Origin of the sequence: Megasphaera stantonii (assembly GCF_003367905.1) — a bacterium.
Classification (GTDB): Bacteria; Bacillota; Negativicutes; order Veillonellales; family Megasphaeraceae; genus Megasphaera; species Megasphaera stantonii.
On the sequence record NZ_CP029462.1, the window covers coordinates 1,370,425 to 1,392,173 of the forward strand.

17 protein-coding genes, 1 pseudogene and 2 CRISPR repeat arrays are annotated in these 21,749 nt (G+C 51.9%); all 18 genes and pseudogenes read right to left on the reverse strand.

Translation table 11 applies throughout. The annotated features are described in order from the left end of the window. Window position 1: 1 nt before the first annotated feature. The 18 genes and pseudogenes from DKB62_RS06395 to dnaX all read right to left on the reverse strand — a co-directional run bounded on the left by DKB62_RS06395 (window position 2) and on the right by dnaX (window position 21,733). On the reverse strand, window positions 2-769 hold the full coding sequence (locus tag DKB62_RS06395) for an IS30 family transposase (protein ID WP_205410340.1): 768 nt from the start codon (window positions 767-769) through the stop codon (window positions 2-4). Window positions 770-966: 197 nt separating this feature from the next. Continuing rightward, window positions 967-1,119: pseudogene (locus DKB62_RS12955) on the reverse strand (helix-turn-helix domain-containing protein); the annotation flags it as partial. Between the two features lie 206 nt (window positions 1,120-1,325). After that, window positions 1,326-3,546: a CRISPR direct-repeat array (repeat unit 32 nt; unit sequence ATTTCAATCCACACCCTCGCGTGGAGGGTGAC). A 184-nt stretch (window positions 3,547-3,730) separates the two neighbouring features. Further along, a complete protein-coding gene (gene cas2, locus DKB62_RS06400; RefSeq protein ID WP_095629594.1) occupies window positions 3,731-4,021 on the reverse strand; it encodes a CRISPR-associated endonuclease Cas2 in 291 nt (96 codons plus the stop codon). Window positions 4,022-4,044: 23 nt separating this feature from the next. Next, window positions 4,045-5,076, reverse strand: coding sequence for a type I-C CRISPR-associated endonuclease Cas1c (gene cas1c, locus DKB62_RS06405; protein WP_107196253.1), 1,032 nt, complete (start codon window positions 5,074-5,076; stop codon window positions 4,045-4,047). Further along, window positions 5,073-5,744: a CRISPR-associated protein Cas4 gene (cas4, locus tag DKB62_RS06410; RefSeq protein ID WP_232818808.1), complete on the reverse strand. Its 672-nt coding sequence runs from the start codon at window positions 5,742-5,744 to the stop codon at window positions 5,073-5,075. Before cas4 ends, cas1c begins: the two co-directional genes overlap by 4 nt. Then, complete coding sequence (cas7c, locus tag DKB62_RS06415; protein WP_107196254.1) at window positions 5,741-6,598, reverse strand: type I-C CRISPR-associated protein Cas7/Csd2; 858 nt, start codon at window positions 6,596-6,598, stop codon at window positions 5,741-5,743. The genes cas4 and cas7c overlap by 4 nt, the downstream gene beginning before the upstream one ends. Next, a complete protein-coding gene (gene cas8c, locus DKB62_RS06420; RefSeq protein ID WP_157949721.1) occupies window positions 6,595-8,628 on the reverse strand; it encodes a type I-C CRISPR-associated protein Cas8c/Csd1 in 2,034 nt (677 codons plus the stop codon). The genes cas7c and cas8c overlap by 4 nt, the downstream gene beginning before the upstream one ends. Then, the gene (cas5c, locus tag DKB62_RS06425) at window positions 8,594-9,367 is read right to left on the reverse strand and encodes a type I-C CRISPR-associated protein Cas5c (protein WP_107196256.1); all 774 of its coding nucleotides are present in this window, start codon (window positions 9,365-9,367) and stop codon (window positions 8,594-8,596) included. The genes cas8c and cas5c overlap by 35 nt, the downstream gene beginning before the upstream one ends. A gap of 22 nt (window positions 9,368-9,389) precedes the next feature. Then, entirely contained in the window at window positions 9,390-11,939 is a 2,550-nt protein-coding gene (locus tag DKB62_RS06430; protein ID WP_107196257.1) for a CRISPR-associated endonuclease Cas3'', read from the reverse strand. A 192-nt stretch (window positions 11,940-12,131) separates the two neighbouring features. Then, a CRISPR array of direct repeats spans window positions 12,132-13,756; the repeat unit is 32 nt; unit sequence ATTTCAATCCACACCCTCACGCAGAGGGTGAC. 169 nt (window positions 13,757-13,925) lie between these two features. Then, window positions 13,926-15,092: a GNAT family N-acetyltransferase gene (locus DKB62_RS06435; RefSeq protein WP_107196258.1), complete on the reverse strand. Its 1,167-nt coding sequence runs from the start codon at window positions 15,090-15,092 to the stop codon at window positions 13,926-13,928. Then, window positions 15,077-15,979: a DUF2156 domain-containing protein gene (locus DKB62_RS06440; RefSeq protein WP_255376408.1), complete on the reverse strand. Its 903-nt coding sequence runs from the start codon at window positions 15,977-15,979 to the stop codon at window positions 15,077-15,079. Before DKB62_RS06440 ends, DKB62_RS06435 begins: the two co-directional genes overlap by 16 nt. Before the next feature lie 46 nt (window positions 15,980-16,025). Next, a complete protein-coding gene (locus DKB62_RS06445; protein WP_107196259.1) occupies window positions 16,026-16,637 on the reverse strand; it encodes a DNA-3-methyladenine glycosylase in 612 nt (203 codons plus the stop codon). Further along, on the reverse strand, window positions 16,634-17,386 hold the full coding sequence (locus DKB62_RS06450) for an IclR family transcriptional regulator (protein WP_095628954.1): 753 nt from the start codon (window positions 17,384-17,386) through the stop codon (window positions 16,634-16,636). The genes DKB62_RS06445 and DKB62_RS06450 overlap by 4 nt, the downstream gene beginning before the upstream one ends. Before the next feature lie 26 nt (window positions 17,387-17,412). Next, window positions 17,413-18,519, reverse strand: a complete 1,107-nt coding sequence (locus DKB62_RS06455; protein WP_107196260.1) for an efflux RND transporter periplasmic adaptor subunit — start codon at window positions 18,517-18,519, stop codon at window positions 17,413-17,415. A 21-nt stretch (window positions 18,520-18,540) separates the two neighbouring features. After that, entirely contained in the window at window positions 18,541-18,777 is a 237-nt protein-coding gene (locus DKB62_RS06460) for a pro-sigmaK processing inhibitor BofA family protein (RefSeq protein ID WP_232818810.1), read from the reverse strand. Between the two features lie 20 nt (window positions 18,778-18,797). Further along, entirely contained in the window at window positions 18,798-19,388 is a 591-nt protein-coding gene (gene recR, locus DKB62_RS06465; RefSeq protein ID WP_107196262.1) for a recombination mediator RecR, read from the reverse strand. Beyond that, window positions 19,388-19,705, reverse strand: a complete 318-nt coding sequence (locus tag DKB62_RS06470; RefSeq protein ID WP_087477809.1) for a YbaB/EbfC family nucleoid-associated protein — start codon at window positions 19,703-19,705, stop codon at window positions 19,388-19,390. The genes recR and DKB62_RS06470 overlap by 1 nt, the downstream gene beginning before the upstream one ends. Window positions 19,706-19,729: 24 nt before the next feature. Further along, window positions 19,730-21,733, reverse strand: coding sequence for a DNA polymerase III subunit gamma/tau (gene dnaX / locus DKB62_RS06475; protein ID WP_107196263.1), 2,004 nt, complete (start codon window positions 21,731-21,733; stop codon window positions 19,730-19,732). Window positions 21,734-21,749: the final 16 nt, after the last annotated feature.

Here is a 21,749-nt window from a genome sequence, read left to right on the forward strand (position 1 = left end):
ATCAGGAAACACACTCACTAGCATAAACTTCATCGAGGAATGCATCAAATAGCTCTGACGGCGTATGGTAGCCCAAAACACGCCGTGGGCGCTGGTTCAGCGTATCTGCCATGTTCAGGATATCCTCATCAGAGAACCGCTCCATGGACATGCCCTTTGGGATGAAATCCCTCAGCAGGCCATTGTGGCGTTCGTTCTGAGCCCGCTCCCATGAGCTGTACGGATGTGTAAAGTATATCTTGGTACCGAGGTTCTCGAACTGCGATAAGTTCTCAAACTCTGGACCGTTATCGGCCGTCATCGTCTTAAAGATCTGGCTGAAGTACTCTGCGCCATATCGCTCCTGCAACTGTGCAAGAGCAGCTTCAACGCCGGCGCAGGTACGCCCAGGAATTCGGATAGCGATGTAGTTGCGCGTAACCTTTTCAACAGCGGTGAAGACTACTGCTTCACGACCTGCGCGCCGACCAACGACCGTATCCACTTCCCAGTGGCCCATCTCGGTACCATCATCGACGACGGCAGGACGTTCCTCAATGGAGCGACCCTTCATACGTTTGTTCTTACGCACCCATTTGCGGCGGCGTTTGTGCTTCAAGACCTGCGGTACCTCGAAGAGTGACAGTGGAAGTTTGTTAGCCCAAAGCATGTTGTAGAGCGTCTTGGTACAGGGAATCTGTTCCGGAGTAAATAGCTTATTTCGCCTAGCATAGCCAACGCAGGCATCCAGTGACCAGCGTGTTCCTGGCGGACTCGTTCCACCATCCATTGGATAAACAGCTCGCAGTCGTCATGATCGATTTTACAAGGCTTCCTGGAGTTCTTGCGATTCTCTGCATAAGCCTTCTGACCGCGCTTTGCCATATACTGAGGGGCACGACCGTGCTTGCTTTTCCGATCCGGCGTTCCACGCCGAAGTTCATAGAAAACAGTCGTATGAGCACATCCTACTGCAGCAGCGATGTTGCGAAGGGAAAGCCCCTGGCGATGCAGGGCCTGAATCATGCCACGTTCCTCCAAAGAAAGATGGCGGCCGGGTGTACGTACGTCCTCAATTGTGTTAGAATGGATGTGATCCATAGTGATTGCTCCTTTGTTGATGATTTCTCGCAAAACCATTTTAACATGAAGCTTCACTATGGATTTTTGTTTTTTTGATTACCTGTTCAAATTCATTTTACAATTAACCTCTATTTAATATATAACAGATATTACGATTCTTTTATTACCATAATTTTATCCAAAAATGTAATATTAAGTTTTCAATTCGCCTCCTCACACGGAGGGTGACCGATGATTTTAGAGCGATGGAAATTGTAGAGGAGATTTCAATCCACACCCTCGCGTGGAGGGTGACTCAGTTCCTCGATGAGCTCGCCGGCCGTGCGTTTATTTCAATCCACACCCTCGCGTGGAGGGTGACACCGCACAGCGGCCGAACGAGCCAAAGCTGAGAAATTTCAATCCACACCCTCGCGTGGAGGGTGACTACATTCTGTCGAGCTGTAATGCCCAACAATCGGCATTTCAATCCACACCCTCGCGTGGAGGGTGACCCACCATTCAACCGTTTATCTAATGCGACCTTACCATTTCAATCCACACCCTCGCGTGGAGGGTGACATACCATTATCGTCTTTATCCAACATGGCCCGGCCATTTCAATCCACACCCTCGCGTGGAGGGTGACCTCACACCACGAGTATCTTTGTATAGTATGACCAATTTCAATCCACACCCTCGCGTGGAGGGTGACACGATGGAATTTCCGGGCATGTACGACCACATTGCATTTCAATCCACACCCTCGCGTGGAGGGTGACTGTCTGGTTTCACTACCGTGTTCTCCAACGTATTATTTCAATCCACACCCTCGCGTGGAGGGTGACAACAAGACGCCGGCCGAATGTGTGGAAATGCTGACATTTCAATCCACACCCTCGCGTGGAGGGTGACCGAGCTGAGTAGTTCAGCTTTTCTTGTTTAGCAAATTTCAATCCACACCCTCGCGTGGAGGGTGACGAAAAATGTAGGAAAGCATTTCGTCCGGTGTATCTATTTCAATCCACACCCTCGCGTGGAGGGTGACGCTAGAGGCACCCGCCCACTGTTCTTTACCTTATAATTTCAATTCACACCCTCACACTGAGGGTGACGGAGCGAGACACCAAAGACCTTGCTGGACACGATATTTCAATCCACACCCTCACACTGAGGGTGACTTCCGGGGCATACCCCAGTCGTGGAGCCGGAAAAAATTTCAATCCACACCCTCACACTGAGGGTGACGTACGCCACGACCGTATTTAAGACCGATATGGACATTTCAATCCACACCCTCACACTGAGGGTGACGTTGCGTCCGTAGCATATACCAATGAGTACGGCGATTTCAATCCACACCCTCACACTGAGGGTGACGTTATTAAATATTTGTTGCGAGCCGAGCTGAAAGATTTCAATCCACACCCTCACACTGAGGGTGACTCTTCATGACCGATACCAACAAATTCATCCAAAAAATTTCAATCCACACCCTCACACTGAGGGTGACTTTTGTTGTAGGAATTATGCGAATACCTCTTTCTATTTCAATCCACACCCTCACACTGAGGGTGACTTTGTTTGACGACCTGAACCGTCGCGCCTTAGACATTTCAATCCACACCCTCACACTGAGGGTGACACCAGCTGCGGGTATTCTTCGTTTCATTGATTGCTCATTTCAATCCACACCCTCACACTGAGGGTGACCGCAATTTGAAAACGTGCCCGATGCGTTGCTGACATTTCAATCCACACCCTCACACTGAGGGTGACTTACAGCATATAAAGGAGCTGATATATCATGGCAATTTCAATCCACACCCTCACACTGAGGGTGACGATGTAGGACGGTCAACAACAAGAGCTGTCAATAATTTCAATCCACACCCTCACACTGAGGGTGACCATCGACGCTCATCATAAGCCGTAACAATGTGAAATTTCAATCCACACCCTCACACTGAGGGTGACTAGTCTGATTCCATACATATCACCTACCCCATATATTTCAATCCACACCCTCACACTGAGGGTGACCGGCGCCGATACTTTTTTGTCCGTATCGGGATTTATTTCAATCCACACCCTCACACTGAGGGTGACCCGACGTTGCGAGGCGGCGACTTTTTGCAACGGATTTCAATCCACACCCTCACACTGAGGGTGACTTTTGCCGATTCCGTAGCGGACGCCTATCTGCTGATTTCAATCCACACCCTCACACTGAGGGTGACGTAGTTCCGAATAACTGATTTATATGTTTTTCATATTTCAATCCACACCCTCACACTGAGGGTGACTTCCGGCAAAATGCTGTGGAACTGCTGGTACAAAATTTCAATCCACACCCTCACACTGAGGGTGACTTCAAGATGGTACTATGGAAGCAGGCTTTGAAAAAATTTCAATCCACACCCTCACACTGAGGGTGACAATTGGTGTCAGTCGTAACAGTTACATCAAGTAAATTTCAATCCACACCCTCACACTGAGGGTGACAGCTACATTTGGCATCTCTTACTCCGAAACGTAGCATATCTAGAATCCTATACAACTTTATCCAGCTGATTTGCTGAAAATCGCCGTCTATTTTGACAGCATATTACTTGTTTGAGTGCGAATCTCCCTGGTATATGTCCGATGCTTACGATTCGCACAGCCTATTTCTATTGCCGGAAAGCCGCTACAGAATCAACGGGCCTTCTATGTCATATCGTTTGTCGACGCCGATGGATTCTACGGTCTTTTTATAGTGTTTCCCGAGGCGATAGAAACGCAAATTATCGACAGATTCGTCAATCACCTCATGTAATTGGTGTTTCAGCTGCAAATATTGTCCTTCGTCTACTTCGCATTCAAATACAGAGTTTTGAACGCGCTGCCCATAGTTTAAACATATCTTAGCAGCCGTCCGCAGGCGGCGTTTTCCTGCCGCTGAATTCGTACTGATATCGTACGAAACTAGAATATACATTTCGTCTGCCACCTCAATTCCTGTTATTTCCAAAGAAAGGGCGGATAGGCGTCCAAATCGTTCCGCAAAAACCGGGCTAATAACGACGCCTGCAGGAACGGAACTAATCCCCAGGAAATCTTTTCCTTTATATAGGGATGAGTCAATTCTTCTTTTTTGCGTTCCTGCCATTTGGCAATCACTTTCTTGCGCCCCGATTCGTTTAACATGACCGCCCCGTTGCTCTCGGCGTCGAAGTCCCCAGCATCGACGACCTTTTTATTGATCAGGGACAGGACAAAGCGGTCCGCAACGGGAGCCCGCAATTCTTCCATCACATCCAGAGCCAGCGAAACGCGGCCCGGTCGGTCGACGTGCATAAATCCAGCATAAGCATCCAGGCCAACCGTCTCCAACGCACTGGCTACGTCGTTGGCCAATACGGCATACATAAAGGACAAAAGGGCATTGACGCGGTTCAATGGCGGCCGGCGCGAGCGTATGCCAAAGGTAAAATCGTCTTTCTGATTTAAAATCATGTCGTCAAAACAGGAAAAATACAAAGCCTGAGCGCTGCCTTCAAAGCCTCTCAGCGTATCCAAAGCAGACGCGCCCCAAACCTTTTCCAGCATATCCGTCAGCTGCAGAGAACAAGCCTGCAGACGCCTGCCGTCCAGCCGATGCTCATACTGCCGAATATATCGTTCCATGACCCATTTTTCGTTGTACACTTTAGCCGCAATGATGTTGCGGATAATATCCAATGATTGGGCCGGATCATCGGCTACGCGGTACTGCGTCCGCCGCAGCAGGATATTTCCCTTACTGCTTCCCTGAATCCGAGCAATAAGACGTCCCCGCGGCGACATATAGGCAATGCCGATGCCGTATTCCATGCACCGTTCCATAAGCTGCGGGCTCATTCCCAAATACGTAAACAGTACAATGTCCTGCAAATTATGAAGGGGATAACGGGCCAGTGTTTTCTGCTGTTCCCGGACGACGATATTCTCTCCCTGCGTCGCTAAATACACGTCAGGCTTCGTGATATACAATGTATTTAGTAGCTTTCTCATTCTCCCAACGTCCTCTCTACGTACGAGCGGGCCGATTCTAATTTCTGCAGTCCCGGAAGGCAGATATCCTGCAGCGAACAAGCCCGGCACTTTGCGCTTTTCCGCACCTTCGGCGTATAGCCCTGCCGGTAGTACTTATTCATTTCGGCAGCCATATTCCTGACCGTTGCCCGCAGCTCGTCCGTAAATTCGACTTTCTCCCGCCGGCGCGTTTCAAAGTAAAATACCGCACCTTGGGAGACGCGGACTTCCATCATTTCTTCCAGGCACATAGCCTGAGCCGTAAGCTGCAGTATGTCGCTTTCTATCGTCTTCGGCTTCCCGCGCTTGTATTCCACGGGGTATACGATAAAGCAGGCGCCGTATTTGCTGAAGTAAGCTCCGCCCTCGTCTTCTATCAGCTCTACAGCGTCGCACACGCCTTGTATTCCCAACTCGTGAGATACGACAGGCAAGGAGCGCAGCACGCGCTTCTTGCCCATCTTTTCATCGCTCAGCCCTTCATCTACCAATGTATGCTTAATCGCTCCGTCGACGGTAAAGTAGTTTTCCGCCCATTGCTGCTCAATGTGGATGAGGGCCCATTGCCGGCGGCAGAAAGAAAAATGCTGCAGGCCGGCAAGCTGCAAATATTCAGTTTCGTTTCGTTGTCCTACGTTTTTCATCATATACCGTCTTCAATTTCTAATGTCAGACCCTTTTGCCGATACAGGTTGAACCGGTCTTCATCTACAGACACGGCGTAATCAGAGAAATCATGGACTTTTTCATCGGCCGGAGCCTGCGCCTGCACGAGTTGATGAATCTTCGCCGACGAGGCAATCCCTAAGGCATTGGGATGAACAAACCAATACAATTTCTCTACGGTCATGCTGCCTTCGGGACGAGCCGACGACATATCATTTTCAAACAAGGACAACAGGGCCTGCCGAATCAGCTGGGCGTCCTCGTCGGAAAAGCCTGTCCGCTGTGCAAAATAGCAGTTCATGCTGCCTGTAATCTTATATACGCCGAAATCCACAAAATGCTTCGTTCCCATCGTATCGGCCGACCGCTTTCCACTTTCCGAGGCCATACCGTTTGTGCTTCTTGTAATCTGCATGGTAATCACATCGACAGGGGACAGGCTTTTCCCCAGGCTGACAGACACGGGACCCCGGATGCCCAACGACTGCTTTTTTTGGAAGGTCATAACCTGTCCGAAGCTTCGCACGTCGATCCACCGCCGGCATGCCTCCGCAGCAACGTCTTCAACAGTCTCTTTTGACGTAAAATGAGCCTTGTACCGTTCTTCCAATGACTTGCAGGCATCATCTACCCGATCGTTGGCCTGTACGAAAATTTCCTGTCCCATGTCCTGAAGCCTGTTGCGTATTTTTCGTTTGATGCAGACATCGGATATTTCCCCATAGCCTTCATAATCGGTACGAGGCATGTTTCCCAATAAGGGATCGCCGTTAGGATTTGCCTGCCGTACCGATACAAACAACACAAAATCTATTTTCTTCGTCAAGCTGCTCATACCGCCGTTCCTCCTTCTTGCCGCCGCGCGTCGGCCCCTTCGTCTTTTTTCTTATAAAATTGCTGCTGCTGATAATAATAGCCTAATATGAAATCGGAATTGGCCGTCTTCTCATGATGCTGCCCGTCCCCTTCATATTCCATAATTTCAGTATACAGCTCAGCCAATATCTTCTCAAAATAGACCTTGTATCCTGGCTTCTGCTTGCTCAGGATGGCCTTACAATACTGGGTCCGCTCTTCTAAAATAGAAATCGTCCGATACGGGCGGTGTATCATGGAGGACCACAAGCGCGCCGCGTTGGTAACGCGCAGATTGGAGTTTTCTTTTTTCTTTTCTTCGCCGCCGCTCTTACTTTCCAAGGCCGCCGTTTCCATTTTTTCATACACGGACAACAATCGCCCGTAAGCAAAGCTTCGCTTGTCCATACGCAGTATCGCTCCTTTATCGTTCAATATGGGAATCTTCTGATTCCACATCTCATGATCCCAATAATATTTCTTGACGATGCCGCAGCCCATCAGCAACGCCTGGGGCCAGTATTGCCTATAGGACTGACGGTTCGTAAGGCGGAAAAACGCCGTTCGCATCATATCGGCCGGCAAGGGCTTTCTTTCCAGGATACAGGGCAGCAGCCGTTCAATAGCCGCCCGCCGTACCTTATCGTTCGCGCAGATAATCCCCTTCTCCGTTTCCTGGCCGTACAGGAAATGGACGACAGAGTACACCGACGGTGTTTTTAACACGAAGGCTTTCTTTTTTGCCGACCATCCGGGCCATTTCATGCTTTCGTACCAGGCCTCGGCCCGCTGCTTTATGTCGGCTTTGGGAAACGCGCGGAAATACTTTACGGCCATCCTGCCGTTATTGACCTTTTCCAGTACGAGAACGCAGAAGTAGTTATCGAAAATCTCATCTCCGGCGTCTTTCTTGCCGGCAAAATACTGGGCGATGGTCTTGCTATCTTTCCCGTGCAGTACCTCTTCTTCCGTACGCCGTATGGGAACAGGCTCTACGGCGATTTCTCCCATGACGACGCTTTCGAGGATATCATCCCGCTCCTCTTCTTCCATGTCCTTCATGATCGGAGCGCCGCCTAAGGGCAAATCTCCGGTCATCCACGAAACGACGTTGGCTCCGCCGCCGATATACTCGCTGTACCGCTTCGTATCCAATAAGTATTTCAGCATATTATGAATCCGCTGCGACGTTTCGTAGCCCAAGTGAAAGACTTGCTCCCCCTTGGTAAAACGCCCTATGTACGCTTCCTTATGATTGCTGATGCCTATCAGCTTCGCCGTGCCGACGACGCCGCGATGGGACGACACGCAGTACATGGGAAGGCCGGAAACGTCGCATGGTTCTACAGGCTTATCGCGGTTTGTATACTGCACGTAGTCTATAAAAAATCGATGGAGTTCCCGATTCTGCGAAACCGATACGGCTCCGTCGCTGCGTTCTACGGCAAAGGTAATGAACAAATCTTCCAAAGAAATTTGCCGTGTTTTACCTTTCCCTTTTTCTTCTTCCTGCCAGGAGACGACGTCTCCCTCAACGTCGTAGGCCTGCTCGCCGCAGCAGATTTGGACCGTACGCAGCACGTCCCGTCGGATAGTCCCCGACATGAGGTAGGTACATATGCTTTGGAAATCTTCATTGCGATGGCATTTCTCATACTCCCCTAGGTCCTGAAGCTGTTTCATATATAAGCTGTGGCGGGCGCCCTTCTTTTTTTCTACAGGCGCAAGATAGGAAAACTCGTCGCACAGAAAATGGGGGCAGTCGTTGGCCGTGCGGATGAGAGAGCCTTCCGACACGGGAAAGACCGTATATTCACCTTTTGTCAAAAAACGGCCCTGCAAAAACATCCCGTCCCGGCTGATAGTCAGCTGCACGATATCTTCGCCCCGGCTCTGGCGGCTCGAGTGGTACAGCGGCAGCAGCATAGGCTCTGATTCTTTCCACACGTCGACTAATCCCGCCGCTTCAGCAGCGTTATACGTCTGAAGCAGCGCCTGAAGCAGATTCATCGGCCATTCCTCCCTCCTCGTCATATAGGTTCCATTGTTCGTCAACGGACATATACATGTCTTCCGTAAATTCTTTTACATGATAATCGCGGAGTTCATGGCGAATGAAGCATTCTTCCGGCCGTATAAATGTAATGACGCCGTCATTCATGACGATCGGCGCAAACTGCGAATACAGCGTGCCGGCAAGGCCTCCTTTTTTCATTCGCTCCTGATAGGAAAAGGAATGGAACATGATGCCGAAGGACATCTTTCCAGAAAATGGCGTCGTCAGCCCTTCGTATTCGCTGGCCCGCAGCCGTTCTACTTCGCCGATGCATTCCCTCGTCCCCAGGAAGATATCGTGCCGTCCGCCGCGTTTCATCGATCGCAGCAATATTTGCTCGTGTTTCTTTTCATTCCGATCCTTTTCCATATCCGGCCGGTCGGCCCACTCAAAATGAAATTTCACGGCGTAGGCCACGTCTTTTAAATACGTGTAATAACTCAAATCTTTATCCCCATTCACCATGGGTACAAGTATGTTTTTCGTCTCCGTCTGAATCGGTTTCAATACTTTGACTTCGTCGACTACATACCGCAGCGTCGGCTTCCAATACACGGCTTCGACGATGCCCTGCAGCGCTTGGGCCGTCGGGACTTGGTAGGTAAATTTTTCCCCATTCGCCTTGCTCATCGGGTCGGTGAACAACGCATAGGGGCCGCTTATCTTCATGTAAAATGGGTTGGATTGAAACATAGATCTTTTCTCCTTATGCAAGTTAAAAAATGAGTTCGCTCCATTCTCCCTTCGTCAAGCCAAACTCTTCGTCGTATCCTTCTGGATCCAGCAGGTATATTCCCAGCTCCGGTATGACCTGCACGTATTCTTTCATATCGTACATGCCGACGGTATATCGCTGCAGCTTCTGCAGCACAGGCTTCAGCGCGGCAAAGTCCGGATGGCCGTCGTCGCCGACTAATGCAAAGACTTCATCTATCAGCTCCTCGTTCTTGTACGGAACGATGACAGTCTTCTCCTTGTTATCGATAAGCTGAAAGGCGTCCGCCGCCGTTTTAAACCGCTGCCTCAGAAGATACGGAACAGAGGAGCGATGTCCTATGCGGTATTGCGCCGCCATATCCCGATTTTCAGACAACATCTGCAGCAGCGTCTGGGAAAACGGGCCGTCCTGCACCGGATAGTCCAACGCTTGCCGATTCTTATGATATAAACGCCGAAAATATTCGTCTAAGCATGCCCCTATATCTAACGCTTCCTCTTCACGCTTCGATCCATATACCTTACGCAGCGCTTCCAGCGAAGCCTCCCGTTCTTTTTGCAAAACAGGCATCTTTTCCAGCGTTTCATCCATATACATAAACAAATAGACCCGTCCGGGAATCTTCCGTTTTCCATCGCGGTTGCACCGGCCGCCGGCCTGCAGCACGCCGTCCAGGCTGGTCAATGAACGATATACGACGTCAAAATCAATGTTAACGCCTGCGGCAATTAAATTGGTACTCACGCAAATCAACGGCGTCTGCCTCGAGCCTTCCCGCAGCTTCTGCAATTCCTCTTTCATGCGCGTAATGCGCTCCAGCCGATGGGCCGCGCATAAATTCGTCGTCAAATACCAGCATTCCCCAGGCCGGTCATGCGCATCGAGCCAATCGGCTATCGCGTCGTATACTTTGCGTACGGCCTTTTTCGTATTGACAATAATCAAGGCGCTTTTTTCCTGCTCCAGCTGCATCATGACATGGGCGACGAGCTGTTCCGTAGATAAAAACTGTGTAAATCGCTCGCCCAAAAGAGAATAAAACTGAGCCCGCGCAAAAACCGGCGCTGCCATGAGACTCCCGTCGACTAACGCGACGGGACTTCCCTTTTCGTCCTTTTCATATATGCAGGGATAGTTCAGAGCCCCTTCATCGTCCAAGCCCGGCGGAGTCGCCGTACAGTGAATAATCGTCGCGCCCATCATATGGGTCAGGAAATTCATCATTAAGTTATACACATGTACGCACGTCACTGGGAGAGACTGTATTTCATCGATGATGATGACGGAGCGTATCAGCTTGGAAAACCGCCTCAAGCACGCCGACTGCCCTTTGAACAGCGTATTGCTGAGCTGTACCAGCGTCGTCAGTATAACCGGCGATTCCCAGCTTTCCCGCAGATATTCGGCGCCTTCGTATTCGTCCTCTTCTCCCGCGCAGTCATCGGCAACGACGCTGCTGTGATGCTCCAGCACATGTTCCTTTCCGATGATATCCTGAATATCCTTGGCGTTTTGCTCCAACACGGACAAAAACGCCGTCGCATATATGATTCTTCGGTCGTGAAACGTACGGGCGTGATGCAGGGCATAGCGAAGAGAGGCGTTCGTCTTGCCCGCCCCTACCGGCATAGGAAGCCTATAACAGCCATCCTTCGTTACCGCTGCCGCCGCATATGCGTCGTCGGCCATGGCCGTACGTACCTGATTCAGCAAGGACGGATTCTCAGCCTTATGAAACAGGTCGTACAAACGCTCCACGTTATCGCCCATTTGCTGCCAAACAGCGTCTAATTCTTCGTCTTTGTATACCTGCTGCCTTTCTTCCAAAGCCCAATTTGCCGAATCATACACGTCAGCTTCTTTTAAGATGCCTGTCAATAGCCGTACAGTAGCGCCGAAATAAAACAAGCTGGCCTGACGCCGACTGTCTGCGTCCTGCATAACGGCTTTCCCCGATTTCCCAATCATGTGCTGGATGGCTTTATGCCAATCCATCCATTCAGCAAACCCCTTCTGATACAGCTGAAAAAGGGATGTCTTAAACCATTTTCCAGCCCAACCGTCCAATACATGGATAAAGGATGTCAGCTCTTCATGCGCCAAGATAAGGCGCTCATTTTCTTTCAGCCTCTTTTCTGTCCAGCAGCAGACAGAACCGTCTTCCATTTCCTTGAGCACATCATACAATCCATGGTGAGCCAGAATAGGATATATGAGAAATTCATTATATATGCCGTACCATCGATACGTATCGGCAGGTACGGAATTATTTACATATTTATACAACACATGCTGGACATACCAAGCTCCGACGCCAGCGTGATCCCCGCCCGACGCCGCTTCGCCGCGGATATATTTCTGCCAATCACGATTCACCTTTCCTGCGTCATGAAGAAGGCCGATAAGAATACAGATAGATTCCAGCCCAAGAGACTTACCTATACGAGCCATATACTCAGCCGTATTCCTCACATGGTCTTTGATATACTGCCCTTTCTTCAGTTCTGCATCCCAATGCGCCAGCAGCAAATCCCATTCAATATCCATAGCGTCCCAATCCTAAAAAATAATTAGCTATACCTATATATTCCGTTTCACTTCTATATGATTGATTATACCATACCTTCAAGATAGATACCTAATAAAAAATATCTACATATAATATTTTGATTTATTATATATAATATTTTGCTAGCCTTGAACTGACAAAACTGACAATACATCTAATGCTGTCATATGATTTCAATCCACACCCTCACGTGGAGGGTGACCCCTGCTGGTCGTCATCGGGCTGCTGATGTGGGAATTTCAATCCACACCCTCACGCAGAGGGTGACCGAGAAAGAAGCGTTGCGGCTTGTTCTCGTCAACATTTCAATCCACACCCTCACGTAGAGGGTGACGACACGGAGCCGTATCGGGTGCTGCTCGACCAAAAATTTCAATCCACACCCTCACGCAGAGGGTGCCAAACTACAGCATCGTCATGACCCCGCAATATGCAATTTCAATCCACACCCTCACGCAGAGGGTGACTGTAGTCTCTCGTGATGGTTTGGGTAAATGGATTATTTCAATCCACACCCTCACGCAGAGGGTGACTTGAATTTGCGAACGAACAGGGCTATGAAGACGTATTTCAATCCACACCCTCACGCAGAGGGTGACATACTTTGCGGATCTTATCGGCCGTGCCCACAGGATTTCAATCCACACCCTCACGCAGAGGGTGACGTATTCTGTATGCGGTACAGACTATAATACGAGTGATTTCAATCCACACCCTCACGCAGAGGGTGACTGTTTGTTAACAGGTCAAGATGTAGTAGGTATTAAATTTCAATCCACACCCTCACGCAGAGGGTGACAGTTCGAGTGCCTGCTCAGCGGACATGCCGTTGGATTTCAATCCACACCCTCACGCAGAGGGTGACCGGGGAACCTCGTCTTTTCGTCCCAGTCATAGCCATTTCAATCCACACCCTCACGCAGAGGGTGACAGCGGACCGTCAACGGCCAGCCGAAACGGTACATCATTTCAATCCACACCCTCACGCAGAGGGTGACTACTGCCGGCCATCGTCTCCAAGGAGATGTGGGAATTTCAATCCACACCCTCACGCAGAGGGTGACGGTAAAGAAATCAATAGGCTGCCAAGTCTTAATAATTTCAATCCACACCCTCACGCAGAGGGTGACATGTAAGAAATACTATGAATTGAGGTGATAAATACATTTCAATCCACACCCTCACGCAGAGGGTGACCCCGCGACCCGCACTGGGACCCACAGCAGGAAAAATTTCAATCCACACCCTCACGCAGAGGGTGACTCACGAGCCCTGCGGCATATACCGCAGCGACGAAATTTCAATCCACACCCTCACGCAGAGGGTGACTAAATACGGAAGCGTAGAAAAGATACCGGTGAAAATTTCAATCCACACCCTCACGCAGAGGGTGACTTCGGAGTTCATGTTATCGATACCGCTGAGACCACGATTTCAATCCACACCCTCACGCAGAGGGTGACTCGGCCAGCCTGCGGGCGTTGCTAAAAGACACGTTATTTCAATCCACACCCTCACGCAGAGGGTGACTTATATCCGCCAAGCACTACCATCCTGGAAAGATATTTCAATCCACACCCTCACGCAGAGGGTGACTTCTCCAGTCGGCAACCAATACACTGACCGCATGATTTCAATCCACACCCTCACGCAGAGGGTGACACTATTTGACAAAGCAGCGCCAGCCTGCAAACCAATTTCAATCCACACCCTCACGCAGAGGGTGACAATATCGCTTAAACATAGAATGTAAAACTTTATCAATTTCAATCCACACCCTCACGCAGAGGGTGACAGCTACATTTGGTATCTCTTAATCCGAAACATAGCATATATAGAAGCTGATACAATTTAATCCAGCTGATTTGCTGAAAATCGCTGTCTATTTTGACAATATATTACTTGTTTGAGTGCGAATCTCCCTGGTATCTATCTGATGCTTTCCATTCGCACCTGTTCATCGTCTAGTACCATTCGTTAATGTAGCATTTTTCTGTCGGGAAAAACGTTCCTAAGGTTTGCAAGGCTTTGTCGCTGCCGGATAGTTTTTCATTGAATGCCAGATCCGCTGGATCCATTGCGCCGAAGACCAGCAGCGCTAGGGTACCGACAGGCATGACGGCGTCCGGCTTCTCCTGCTCCGTCCGTTCTACAGAGCCGCGTCCCTGCCGAACGGTCAGGCGGAACGTACCGGTATTCCAGTCGGCTAAGGGATCTTCTGTTTGGATGACAAGGCTCCCTTCAGCCTGTTCCGGATAGGAAACTTGCTCCAGTGCGCCCTTGACGTCGACAATGCGGCAAGTCATGAAGGGCATCGTTTCATGGCCCTGCTTGCCGTCGGGATAGAAGCGATAGGACTGGTCGTGAATTCCTTCGTTCCATTGAAATTCACTGCCTTGAGAGCGGTGATTGTAGACGTATTCTAATAAGCCCCGCTTCCCCTGCAGGGTGGCGTAGACAAATTCGCCGCTCGTAATCGTCCCCTCGCCGATTTGATAAAACATATAGGCAATCGGCGTATCATCATGAAATACGACGGCAATATATCCTTCGGCCAGCTGGGCCTCGATGTGGCTGCGCCACGATGCTTCATTGCGGACGGCGTAGCCTGACAGGTGTTTCGTATACGCCTCGTACACGGATGCCAAATAGGGCCACTGGTCGGCGCTGTTGACGAAGGCAAAACGGACTGTCCGATCCGTCAGGGGCCGCAGCGATTCCAGCGGCATCGTTTCCTTCCACTGATGGCAGTACAACTCATAGCCATAGGGCTGGTAAAATCCCGCCTTGGACGGCATGAGAATATGAATATAATGGCCGCGGCGCTTCATTTCCTTCAGGGCGGCCGTCAGCAGCAGCCGGCCTACGCCGCTTCGTCTGGCAGCCGGATGGGTCGCCAGGCCGACAATATACGACGTCGGTACGTCCCCTCCCCGCAGGCGCAGCGTATAGGGGTTTAAATGGGTAAGACAGGCCATTTCGCCGTCCTTAAATCCCATGAGCACGTTTTCCGGCTGATAAAACTTCGAAAAATACCACTGAAAAAAAGGATGTTCCCGCGGCTCGAAGCAATAGGCCCATAAGCTTTCAACCAGATCTCTGTCTTCTTCTTTCGCTAATCGGAAGTCCATTTTCCCGGCTCCTTCAAGGTAACTTCAAATTTTTCAATATACCGCACAGGATTATAGGATTCTTTGGACTGGCGCAGTCCCGGCAGGCCCATGTCTTCCTCCCGGTTGATATACGTCGTATGGCTCCAGGCGTGGACGACGAATTCATGGTTAATGGCCTGGTACAAGCCGCGAATCGTCGGGTCGCTCTTTTCGTAGTGAATGATAGCCGTATCGTCGTTCAGCATTTCACCGATAGAAAAGGCTACAATTTTGTTGTACATGCGGATAGCGCCGCCTGTCGGCTGGAGAATGCCCCAGTTGTTGAATACCGTTTCAATGGCCTGGCGTTCGCCCTGGAGTTCTTCGTCGTCTTCAAATCCTTCGTGCTTATCATACCAATTTTCTTCCGCCGCGAGGCATTCGTCGAAGATTTCTTCCGTAATGGGAACGTATTCCCAGTTGCCGATATACTGATTGCGGAAGTGGTTGAGGTTATTCTTTTTCTGCCGGTATTTTTTGCCAGACAGGTTGATGAGGTTCTGCGTCAAGTAGACGTATTCGTAATTGTCCCGGTCCGGCGTGAAGTTATAGCAGTCCGGACAAAGAGCGCGGATGCGTTCCGCCGCCTCCGGCGTGACGCCCTTCATGAGGAAGGGATAGCCGTGCTGGTCGAACCATTCGTGCATGCGCAGGATGCCCTTCGTAAAGCTGCCGTCATGACGGGTAAAGGGAGGCAGCCAGAACTGCTTCTTGCCGCGGCCGGAGCGGATGTACAATACGTTGTCTTCCTCTGCCCACTGGATTTCATACGGGTACTGCCAGGCAAACAGGTTCATAAAGGACGCGTCGGCCTGTTCGTATCTTTGTTGATGAAAATAGTCATCAATAATTTGCTTGTCTTCCAATCGGAATTCTCTGAACGAAATAATAGTAATTCCCCCTATCTATCTCTTATCGCATAGAAACGTATGGATTATCTTTTATATAAAAACGCCAGGGAAATTGTTTTCCCTTGACGGCGTAGTCGATGTTGATCCGCGTCGTGCGCACGACGGCAAACCGCGGCTGCTCTGCAGGACGGGCGATATACAGCTCGGAGCCGCACAAATCCAATCGGTTTTGAGCCAGCGTAATATCCATGGCCCGGCACAGCTTGCCCGGGCCGTTGCTGACTGCCGGCTTTACGGCCTGCATGCGGCGGTTTTCCAACATATGTTCTATACCGGCTACGGGCTCGACGGCCCGTATGAGGACGGCCTGTCCCGAGCCTTCCGGTCCGGTAACGATGTTCACGCAGTGATACATGCCGTAGATAAGATATACGTAAGAAACGCCGCCGGCGCAAAACATGGGCTCGGTCCGCTTTGTCAGCCCGCGGAAGCTGTGGGCCCCGTCGTCGGCCATGCGGCGGTACGAGCCGCCGTAGGCCTCCGTCTCCACGATGCGGCCGATATAGGTCGTCTCCGCCGTGCAGTGAATCAAATACTGGCCCAGCAGTTTCGGCGCTACGACGCTGGCCCGCTCCTGATATTCTGCTTTAGTCCAAATCGTATAGGCCGTCATTTTTTCCTGTATCCTAAGGAATAGGAAATTTCATAGGCATATTGGCTCATGGTAAAGAGCATTTTCTGCCGGATAGAATCGTAAAACCGCATCGTCGGCCCGGCAATAGTCAGCGAGGCGATGACCTGCTCTTCAAAATTGAAGATCGGCACCGACAAGGCAAAGAGGCCGTGCTCGCTTTCATCCTGCGTAATGGCGTAGCCGTTGTGCCGGATAGAGGCAAACTCCTCTTCCGATAAATGGCCGTACTGGACGATCATGCGGTTGCGCTCTTCCTTAGGAGCCCAGGCCAGCAGCACCTTGCCGGCAGCGCCTTTATACAGCGGCAGAGACTCGCCTATGGGAATAACCCGGCGCAGCGAGTGGGTGCTTTCCACGTGGTCCAGACAAATGCGGCTGTCCCCTTCGGCGATGTATACGCTGGCCGTTTCGTTGAACATCTGCTGGAGCCGCCGCAAATAGGGCTTAACCAGCGTCATGACATTTTCCGTCCAGTGGGAAGAATACCCCAGCGCCAACGCTCTCGGTCCCAGCCGGTACTGCTTCGATATGTCGTCGCGCGTCAAATACTGACGGCGTTCCAGCGTATTGACGATACGAAAGGCCGTGGACGTGTTCAGATTCGTTCGGGCGGCGATATCCTTCAAATTCATCCCTGTATTGCACTCGACAAAGATATCGAGGACGTCTAAACTTTTTTCGAGCGACTTCAATAAACTATTGTGTCGTTCCATTCCTTCTTCCTTCATTGCGCCTCACCTGTTCCCCCTTAGGCTTACGAATTCACTTTCATGCCGATTTCCAACGAATCGGGCGGATCGACGATGACCTTGTCCCCTTCCTTCAGTCCGTCTAAAATGACGACGCGGCCTTCTTCTTCGTCGCCGGTCAAAACAGACCGGGCGTCGGCCAGCCCGTTTTCATTGACGATATAGACGAAATCGCCGCTGTCCTTAGTCCGCACGGCCGTCTTCGGCACGGTAATCTGCGATACTTCCTGCGGCGTCGATATGCGGATATGATAAAATTCACCGGGCAAAAATAAATCCTTGTCGTTGTTAAAGGTTATTTTCGCCGTATACGCCCCTGTCGACGGGTCTTTCTCCGTCGCCAAATAGGTCAGCTCGCCGGCCTGCGATTCGCCCGACGGCGCGATGACCGATACTTGCAGCGTACCGGCCTGTTTAGCGGCCTGCAGGGCCTGCACGTACATCTCCGGCACGGCGAAGGTCGCCACCAGCGGCGTCATCTGCTGAATCGTAGCCAGCACGTTTCCGGCGACAGCCACAGACGGGTTTTCCGCTACAGCCGTAATGCGCCCGTTAATCGGCGAATAGATCGTAGCGTTGCTCAGCATATCGCGGGCAGCCTGCAGATTTTGCTGCAGCTGGGCGATGCGCCCGCTGTCTACGGAAGGAGCGCTGGCCTGAGGGGCCGCCGTCTGCGACATCATTTGATTGTATTCGACGCGGGATAAGGCTCCCATGTCGTACCAGGCTTTCAGTTCCACCCGGCGCTGGCTGTCGCCGGCCGAGGGCGTATAGGCCGGCGCCGCAGCCGCGGCAGACGTCGCCGCAATCAGCTCCGATTCGGCCGCGCTGACGCTCTGCTCATACGGGGCCGTATCGATTTGGACGACGATTTCTCCGGATTGTATTTCCTGCCCCTTTGTCAGCGGAGCCGATACGATTTTACCGGAAAGTTTAGGAACGATCGTCGTCATATGAAGGGCCGTAATATTCGCGTCCAGCGTCAGGGCGACGGGATGTTCCGTCTTGGAAACGGTCTCCGTTTCCGTTGAAACGCTGCTGCCGCAACCCGAAAGCACGGCGGCCGTCATGGCGGCGGCAAGGGCTATGGCGATCCATTTTTTTACATTCACTGCAGGCCATCTCCATTTATATTAAAACATTGTATAATACAGCGTTACCAGCACTACGCCGGGCAGTCCGAGAATGCCGATAATAATGCCGGTCACAATCGTAATAGGCACAGCTTCCAACCCAATCATATATCCGTAAGAATTAATGAGATATAAGGCAAGCAAGCCCACGGCAATATTGACGATGAGCTTGCGGAAGGGAGCCAAAATCAGCTTATTCAGCAAAAATAAGGCTGCGACGCCTATAGCAATCCACATAAGGTCCATCAGTTCCTACCTCACATTTCCTGACGGTTCGCCACGGCGCCGGCCAGGGTCGCCTCGTCGGCGTACTCGATGTCGCCGCCCATGGGAAGGCCTCTGGCGATGCGCGTCACCTTGATTCCCGCCGTCTTCAGGAGGCGGGCCAGGTACAAGGCAGTCGCTTCGCCTTCTACGTCGGGGTCCGTCGCGATGATGATTTCCTTGACGTCCGTATCGCTCAGGCGCTGCAGCAGCTCCTTAATGCGCAAATCGTCGACGCCGACGCCGTCCAGGGGCGACAGGGCGCCGTGGAGCACGTGATACAGCCCGCGGTAATCGCCGCTGCGCTCGATAGCCATGACGTCCTGCGGCGTTTCGACGACGCAGATCGTCGAGCGGTCCCGCGTTTCGTCGCTGCAAATCGGGCAGGGGTCCTGAGAAGCTAAATTAAAACAGACGGAGCAGAAGCACATGGTTTCCTTCGCGCTGCGGACAGCGCTGATAAAGGCGTCGACCTGCTCCTGCGGCTGCTGGACCATGTAATAGGCCAGCTTGCGCGCCGTCTTGATGCCGATGCCCGGCAGACGGCGAAATTGCTCTGTCAGCCGGTCTAAGGGCGTATCCATCAGAACATCCCCGGCAAGTGCATGCCGCCGGTAATCTTGCTCATTTCCTGAGCCATCATTTCGTCGACCTTCTTATTGGCTTCGTTGACAGCTGCTACGATGAGGTCTTCCAACATTTCCGAATCTTCCGGGTCGATAATGCTCGGGTCGATATGAACACTTTCGACGTTCTTTTCGCCGTTCATGACCAAGGTCAGCACGCCGCCGCCGACCGTCGCTTCTACAGTGCGTTTTTTCAAGTCGTCCTGAAGCTTCTTCATTTCCTTCTGCATCTTCTGTACTTTCTTCATCATGCCTTGCATATTTCCACCAAACATTTGTAATTCCTCCTGATTTTGAAATTATGGTTTATCTTCTATGTATATATTACAGTCTCCTACCGTTTTGAGCAACGGTTCCAGCAAAGCCCGGTCCGCGGCGGTCATCTCTTCCGGCAGTACCGGCCGCAGGGACGGCGGTTCTGCCGAAACAGGCGGCTGCGGACGGGAAGCCTCGTCGGAAACACTGGCAGCCGCCTCAGGCTGCGCCTCCTCTTTAGGACGAGGCTGTTCTTCTGCAGGACGACTGGTTATACCTGATTCAGCATTTTTTTTTTCGTATTCGGCCACGTCGGGCGAGCCTTCCAGGAAGCCCTTCATGTGGTAAGAGCCGCCGAGAACCATTTCCAGCGCCTCGTCGACAAACCGGAAATAATCTTCCCGATTGGCCCGCTTGACGAGGAAAGGCGTCTTATACGCTACGGCGGCCTCGCCGCCGCCGATATAGAGGACCCGGCCCGTCCGGACGCAGGACTGTACGCCGGGCTTTTTCAGCTTCTTGCCCAAGATATCGCACACCTGCTGCCAGATCCGCTGGTATTCCGCCGACGGCACGACGGAAGACGCACCGGAAGGAGAAGGCGCTGCCGGCTGTGCTGCCGCCGGCGCAGGGGGCTGCGGCCGTTCCTGCCGCCGTTCCGGCTCAATAACAACATCTCTGTCGGCCAGCTTAGGCGGCAAACTCTCCTGTATCGAAGGCGCAGCCGGTTCCTGCGGCGGCGCCGTATATTCGTCGTCGGGAAAGAGCACGGATTCTTCGTCCATGACGCCGGGCATGCCGTCTTCTTCCGGCAAGGGAATATATTCCTTTTTCTTCGCCGGCTCGCCCTTTCCAGGAATAGCGCCGCCGTGAAAGACGGCCTGCTCCAGCTTCAGCAAGCGGTCCAATATCCCGTCGGGGATAACAGCGCTCGGCCCCACTGGCGAAACGGCTCCCGCCGCAGGCATAGGCCGGCTGGCCATGAGCAGCCCCATTTCCACGGCGACCCGCGGCGCCGGCGAATTCTTCGCCGTCAGCATGGCCTGCTGCAGGACGTTCAATACGGCGAAGACCTGCTCCGCCGCCACGCTCCCGGCCTGCTTTGCCAGCTGGGGCAGCGAGTCGGCGTAGGCAGCCAGCGTATCCGTATGGGGATCGGCCTGGTACAGCATGATAGCCCGCAGGTGTTCCACCAGCTCCGTCAGGATGATCTGCGGCTCCTTGCCCATGCGGATCACATCGTCCACTGCTTTGATGACGACGCTTCCCCGCCCCTGAAACACGGCGTCAGACAGGGAAAACAGCCAGTCCCTGCCGATGAGTCCCAGCAAATCCCGAACGAGGCTCTCGTCGATCTGCCCGTCGGCGTTGCCAACGCACTGGTCCAGCATGCTCAAGGCGTCGCGCATGCCGCCGTCGGCCTGGACGGCCAAGATATGGGCGGCTCCCTTCGTCAGGCCGATATGCTCCTGCTCTGCCACGTACATCAGCCGGGCGGCGATGTCGGCGCTGGTAATACGGCGGAATTCATACCGCTGGCACCGCGACAATATCGTCATGGGAATCCGTTCCGGCTCCGTCGTCGCCAAAATGAATATGACGTGGGACGGCGGCTCTTCCAGCGTTTTCAGCAGGGCGTTGAAGGCTTCCGTCGTCAGCATGTGCACTTCGTCAATAATATATATCTTTTTATGGCCTTCGGCAGGCATAAATTTGATCGTTTCCCGCAGCGTCCGGATGTCCTCAATGCTGCGGTTGGACGCGGCGTCGATTTCCACGACGTCCATCGACTCGCCGCTCAGGATATGGCGGCATATTTCGCATTCGTTGCAGGGATGAGACGTCGGGCCGTGGACGCAGTTCATGGCCCGGGCGAAGATTTTAGCCGTACTGGTCTTGCCCGTCCCCCTGGGGCCGGAAAATAAGTAGGCATGCGCCACTTTATCCGTATCGATAGCTTTTTGCAGCGTTTCCGTAATATGGGACTGGCCGACGACGTCTTCAAAGCTTTTGGGCCGCCATTTACGGTATAATGCGATATATGCCATGTCTCGTCCTCTCCAG

What these genes read in the sequence shown, in the direction of transcription:
- cas7c (WP_107196254.1), bottom strand. Translation starts at nt 6,598, where the DNA reads ATGAGCAGCTTGACGAAGAAAATAGATTTTGTGTTGTTTGTATCGGTA.
- cas5c (WP_107196256.1), bottom strand. Translation starts at nt 9,367, where the DNA reads ATGTTTCAATCCAACCCATTTTACATGAAGATAAGCGGCCCCTATGCG.
- DKB62_RS06430 (WP_107196257.1), bottom strand. Translation starts at nt 11,939, where the DNA reads ATGGATATTGAATGGGATTTGCTGCTGGCGCATTGGGATGCAGAACTG.
- cas2 (WP_095629594.1), bottom strand. Translation starts at nt 4,021, where the DNA reads ATGTATATTCTAGTTTCGTACGATATCAGTACGAATTCAGCGGCAGGA.
- DKB62_RS06450 (WP_095628954.1), bottom strand. Translation starts at nt 17,386, where the DNA reads ATGAAGGAAGAAGGAATGGAACGACACAATAGTTTATTGAAGTCGCTC.
- DKB62_RS06470 (WP_087477809.1), bottom strand. Translation starts at nt 19,705, where the DNA reads ATGTTTGGTGGAAATATGCAAGGCATGATGAAGAAAGTACAGAAGATG.
- DKB62_RS06435 (WP_107196258.1), bottom strand. Translation starts at nt 15,092, where the DNA reads ATGGACTTCCGATTAGCGAAAGAAGAAGACAGAGATCTGGTTGAAAGC.
- recR (WP_107196262.1), bottom strand. Translation starts at nt 19,388, where the DNA reads ATGGATACGCCCTTAGACCGGCTGACAGAGCAATTTCGCCGTCTGCCG.
- cas4 (WP_232818808.1), bottom strand. Translation starts at nt 5,744, where the DNA reads ATGATGAAAAACGTAGGACAACGAAACGAAACTGAATATTTGCAGCTT.
- DKB62_RS06460 (WP_232818810.1), bottom strand. Translation starts at nt 18,777, where the DNA reads ATGTGGATTGCTATAGGCGTCGCAGCCTTATTTTTGCTGAATAAGCTG.
- dnaX (WP_107196263.1), bottom strand. Translation starts at nt 21,733, where the DNA reads ATGGCATATATCGCATTATACCGTAAATGGCGGCCCAAAAGCTTTGAA.
- DKB62_RS06445 (WP_107196259.1), bottom strand. Translation starts at nt 16,637, where the DNA reads ATGACGGCCTATACGATTTGGACTAAAGCAGAATATCAGGAGCGGGCC.
- cas8c (WP_157949721.1), bottom strand. Translation starts at nt 8,628, where the DNA reads ATGAATCTGCTTCAGGCGCTGCTTCAGACGTATAACGCTGCTGAAGCG.
- DKB62_RS06395 (WP_205410340.1), bottom strand. Translation starts at nt 769, where the DNA reads ATGGATGGTGGAACGAGTCCGCCAGGAACACGCTGGTCACTGGATGCC.
- cas1c (WP_107196253.1), bottom strand. Translation starts at nt 5,076, where the DNA reads ATGAGAAAGCTACTAAATACATTGTATATCACGAAGCCTGACGTGTAT.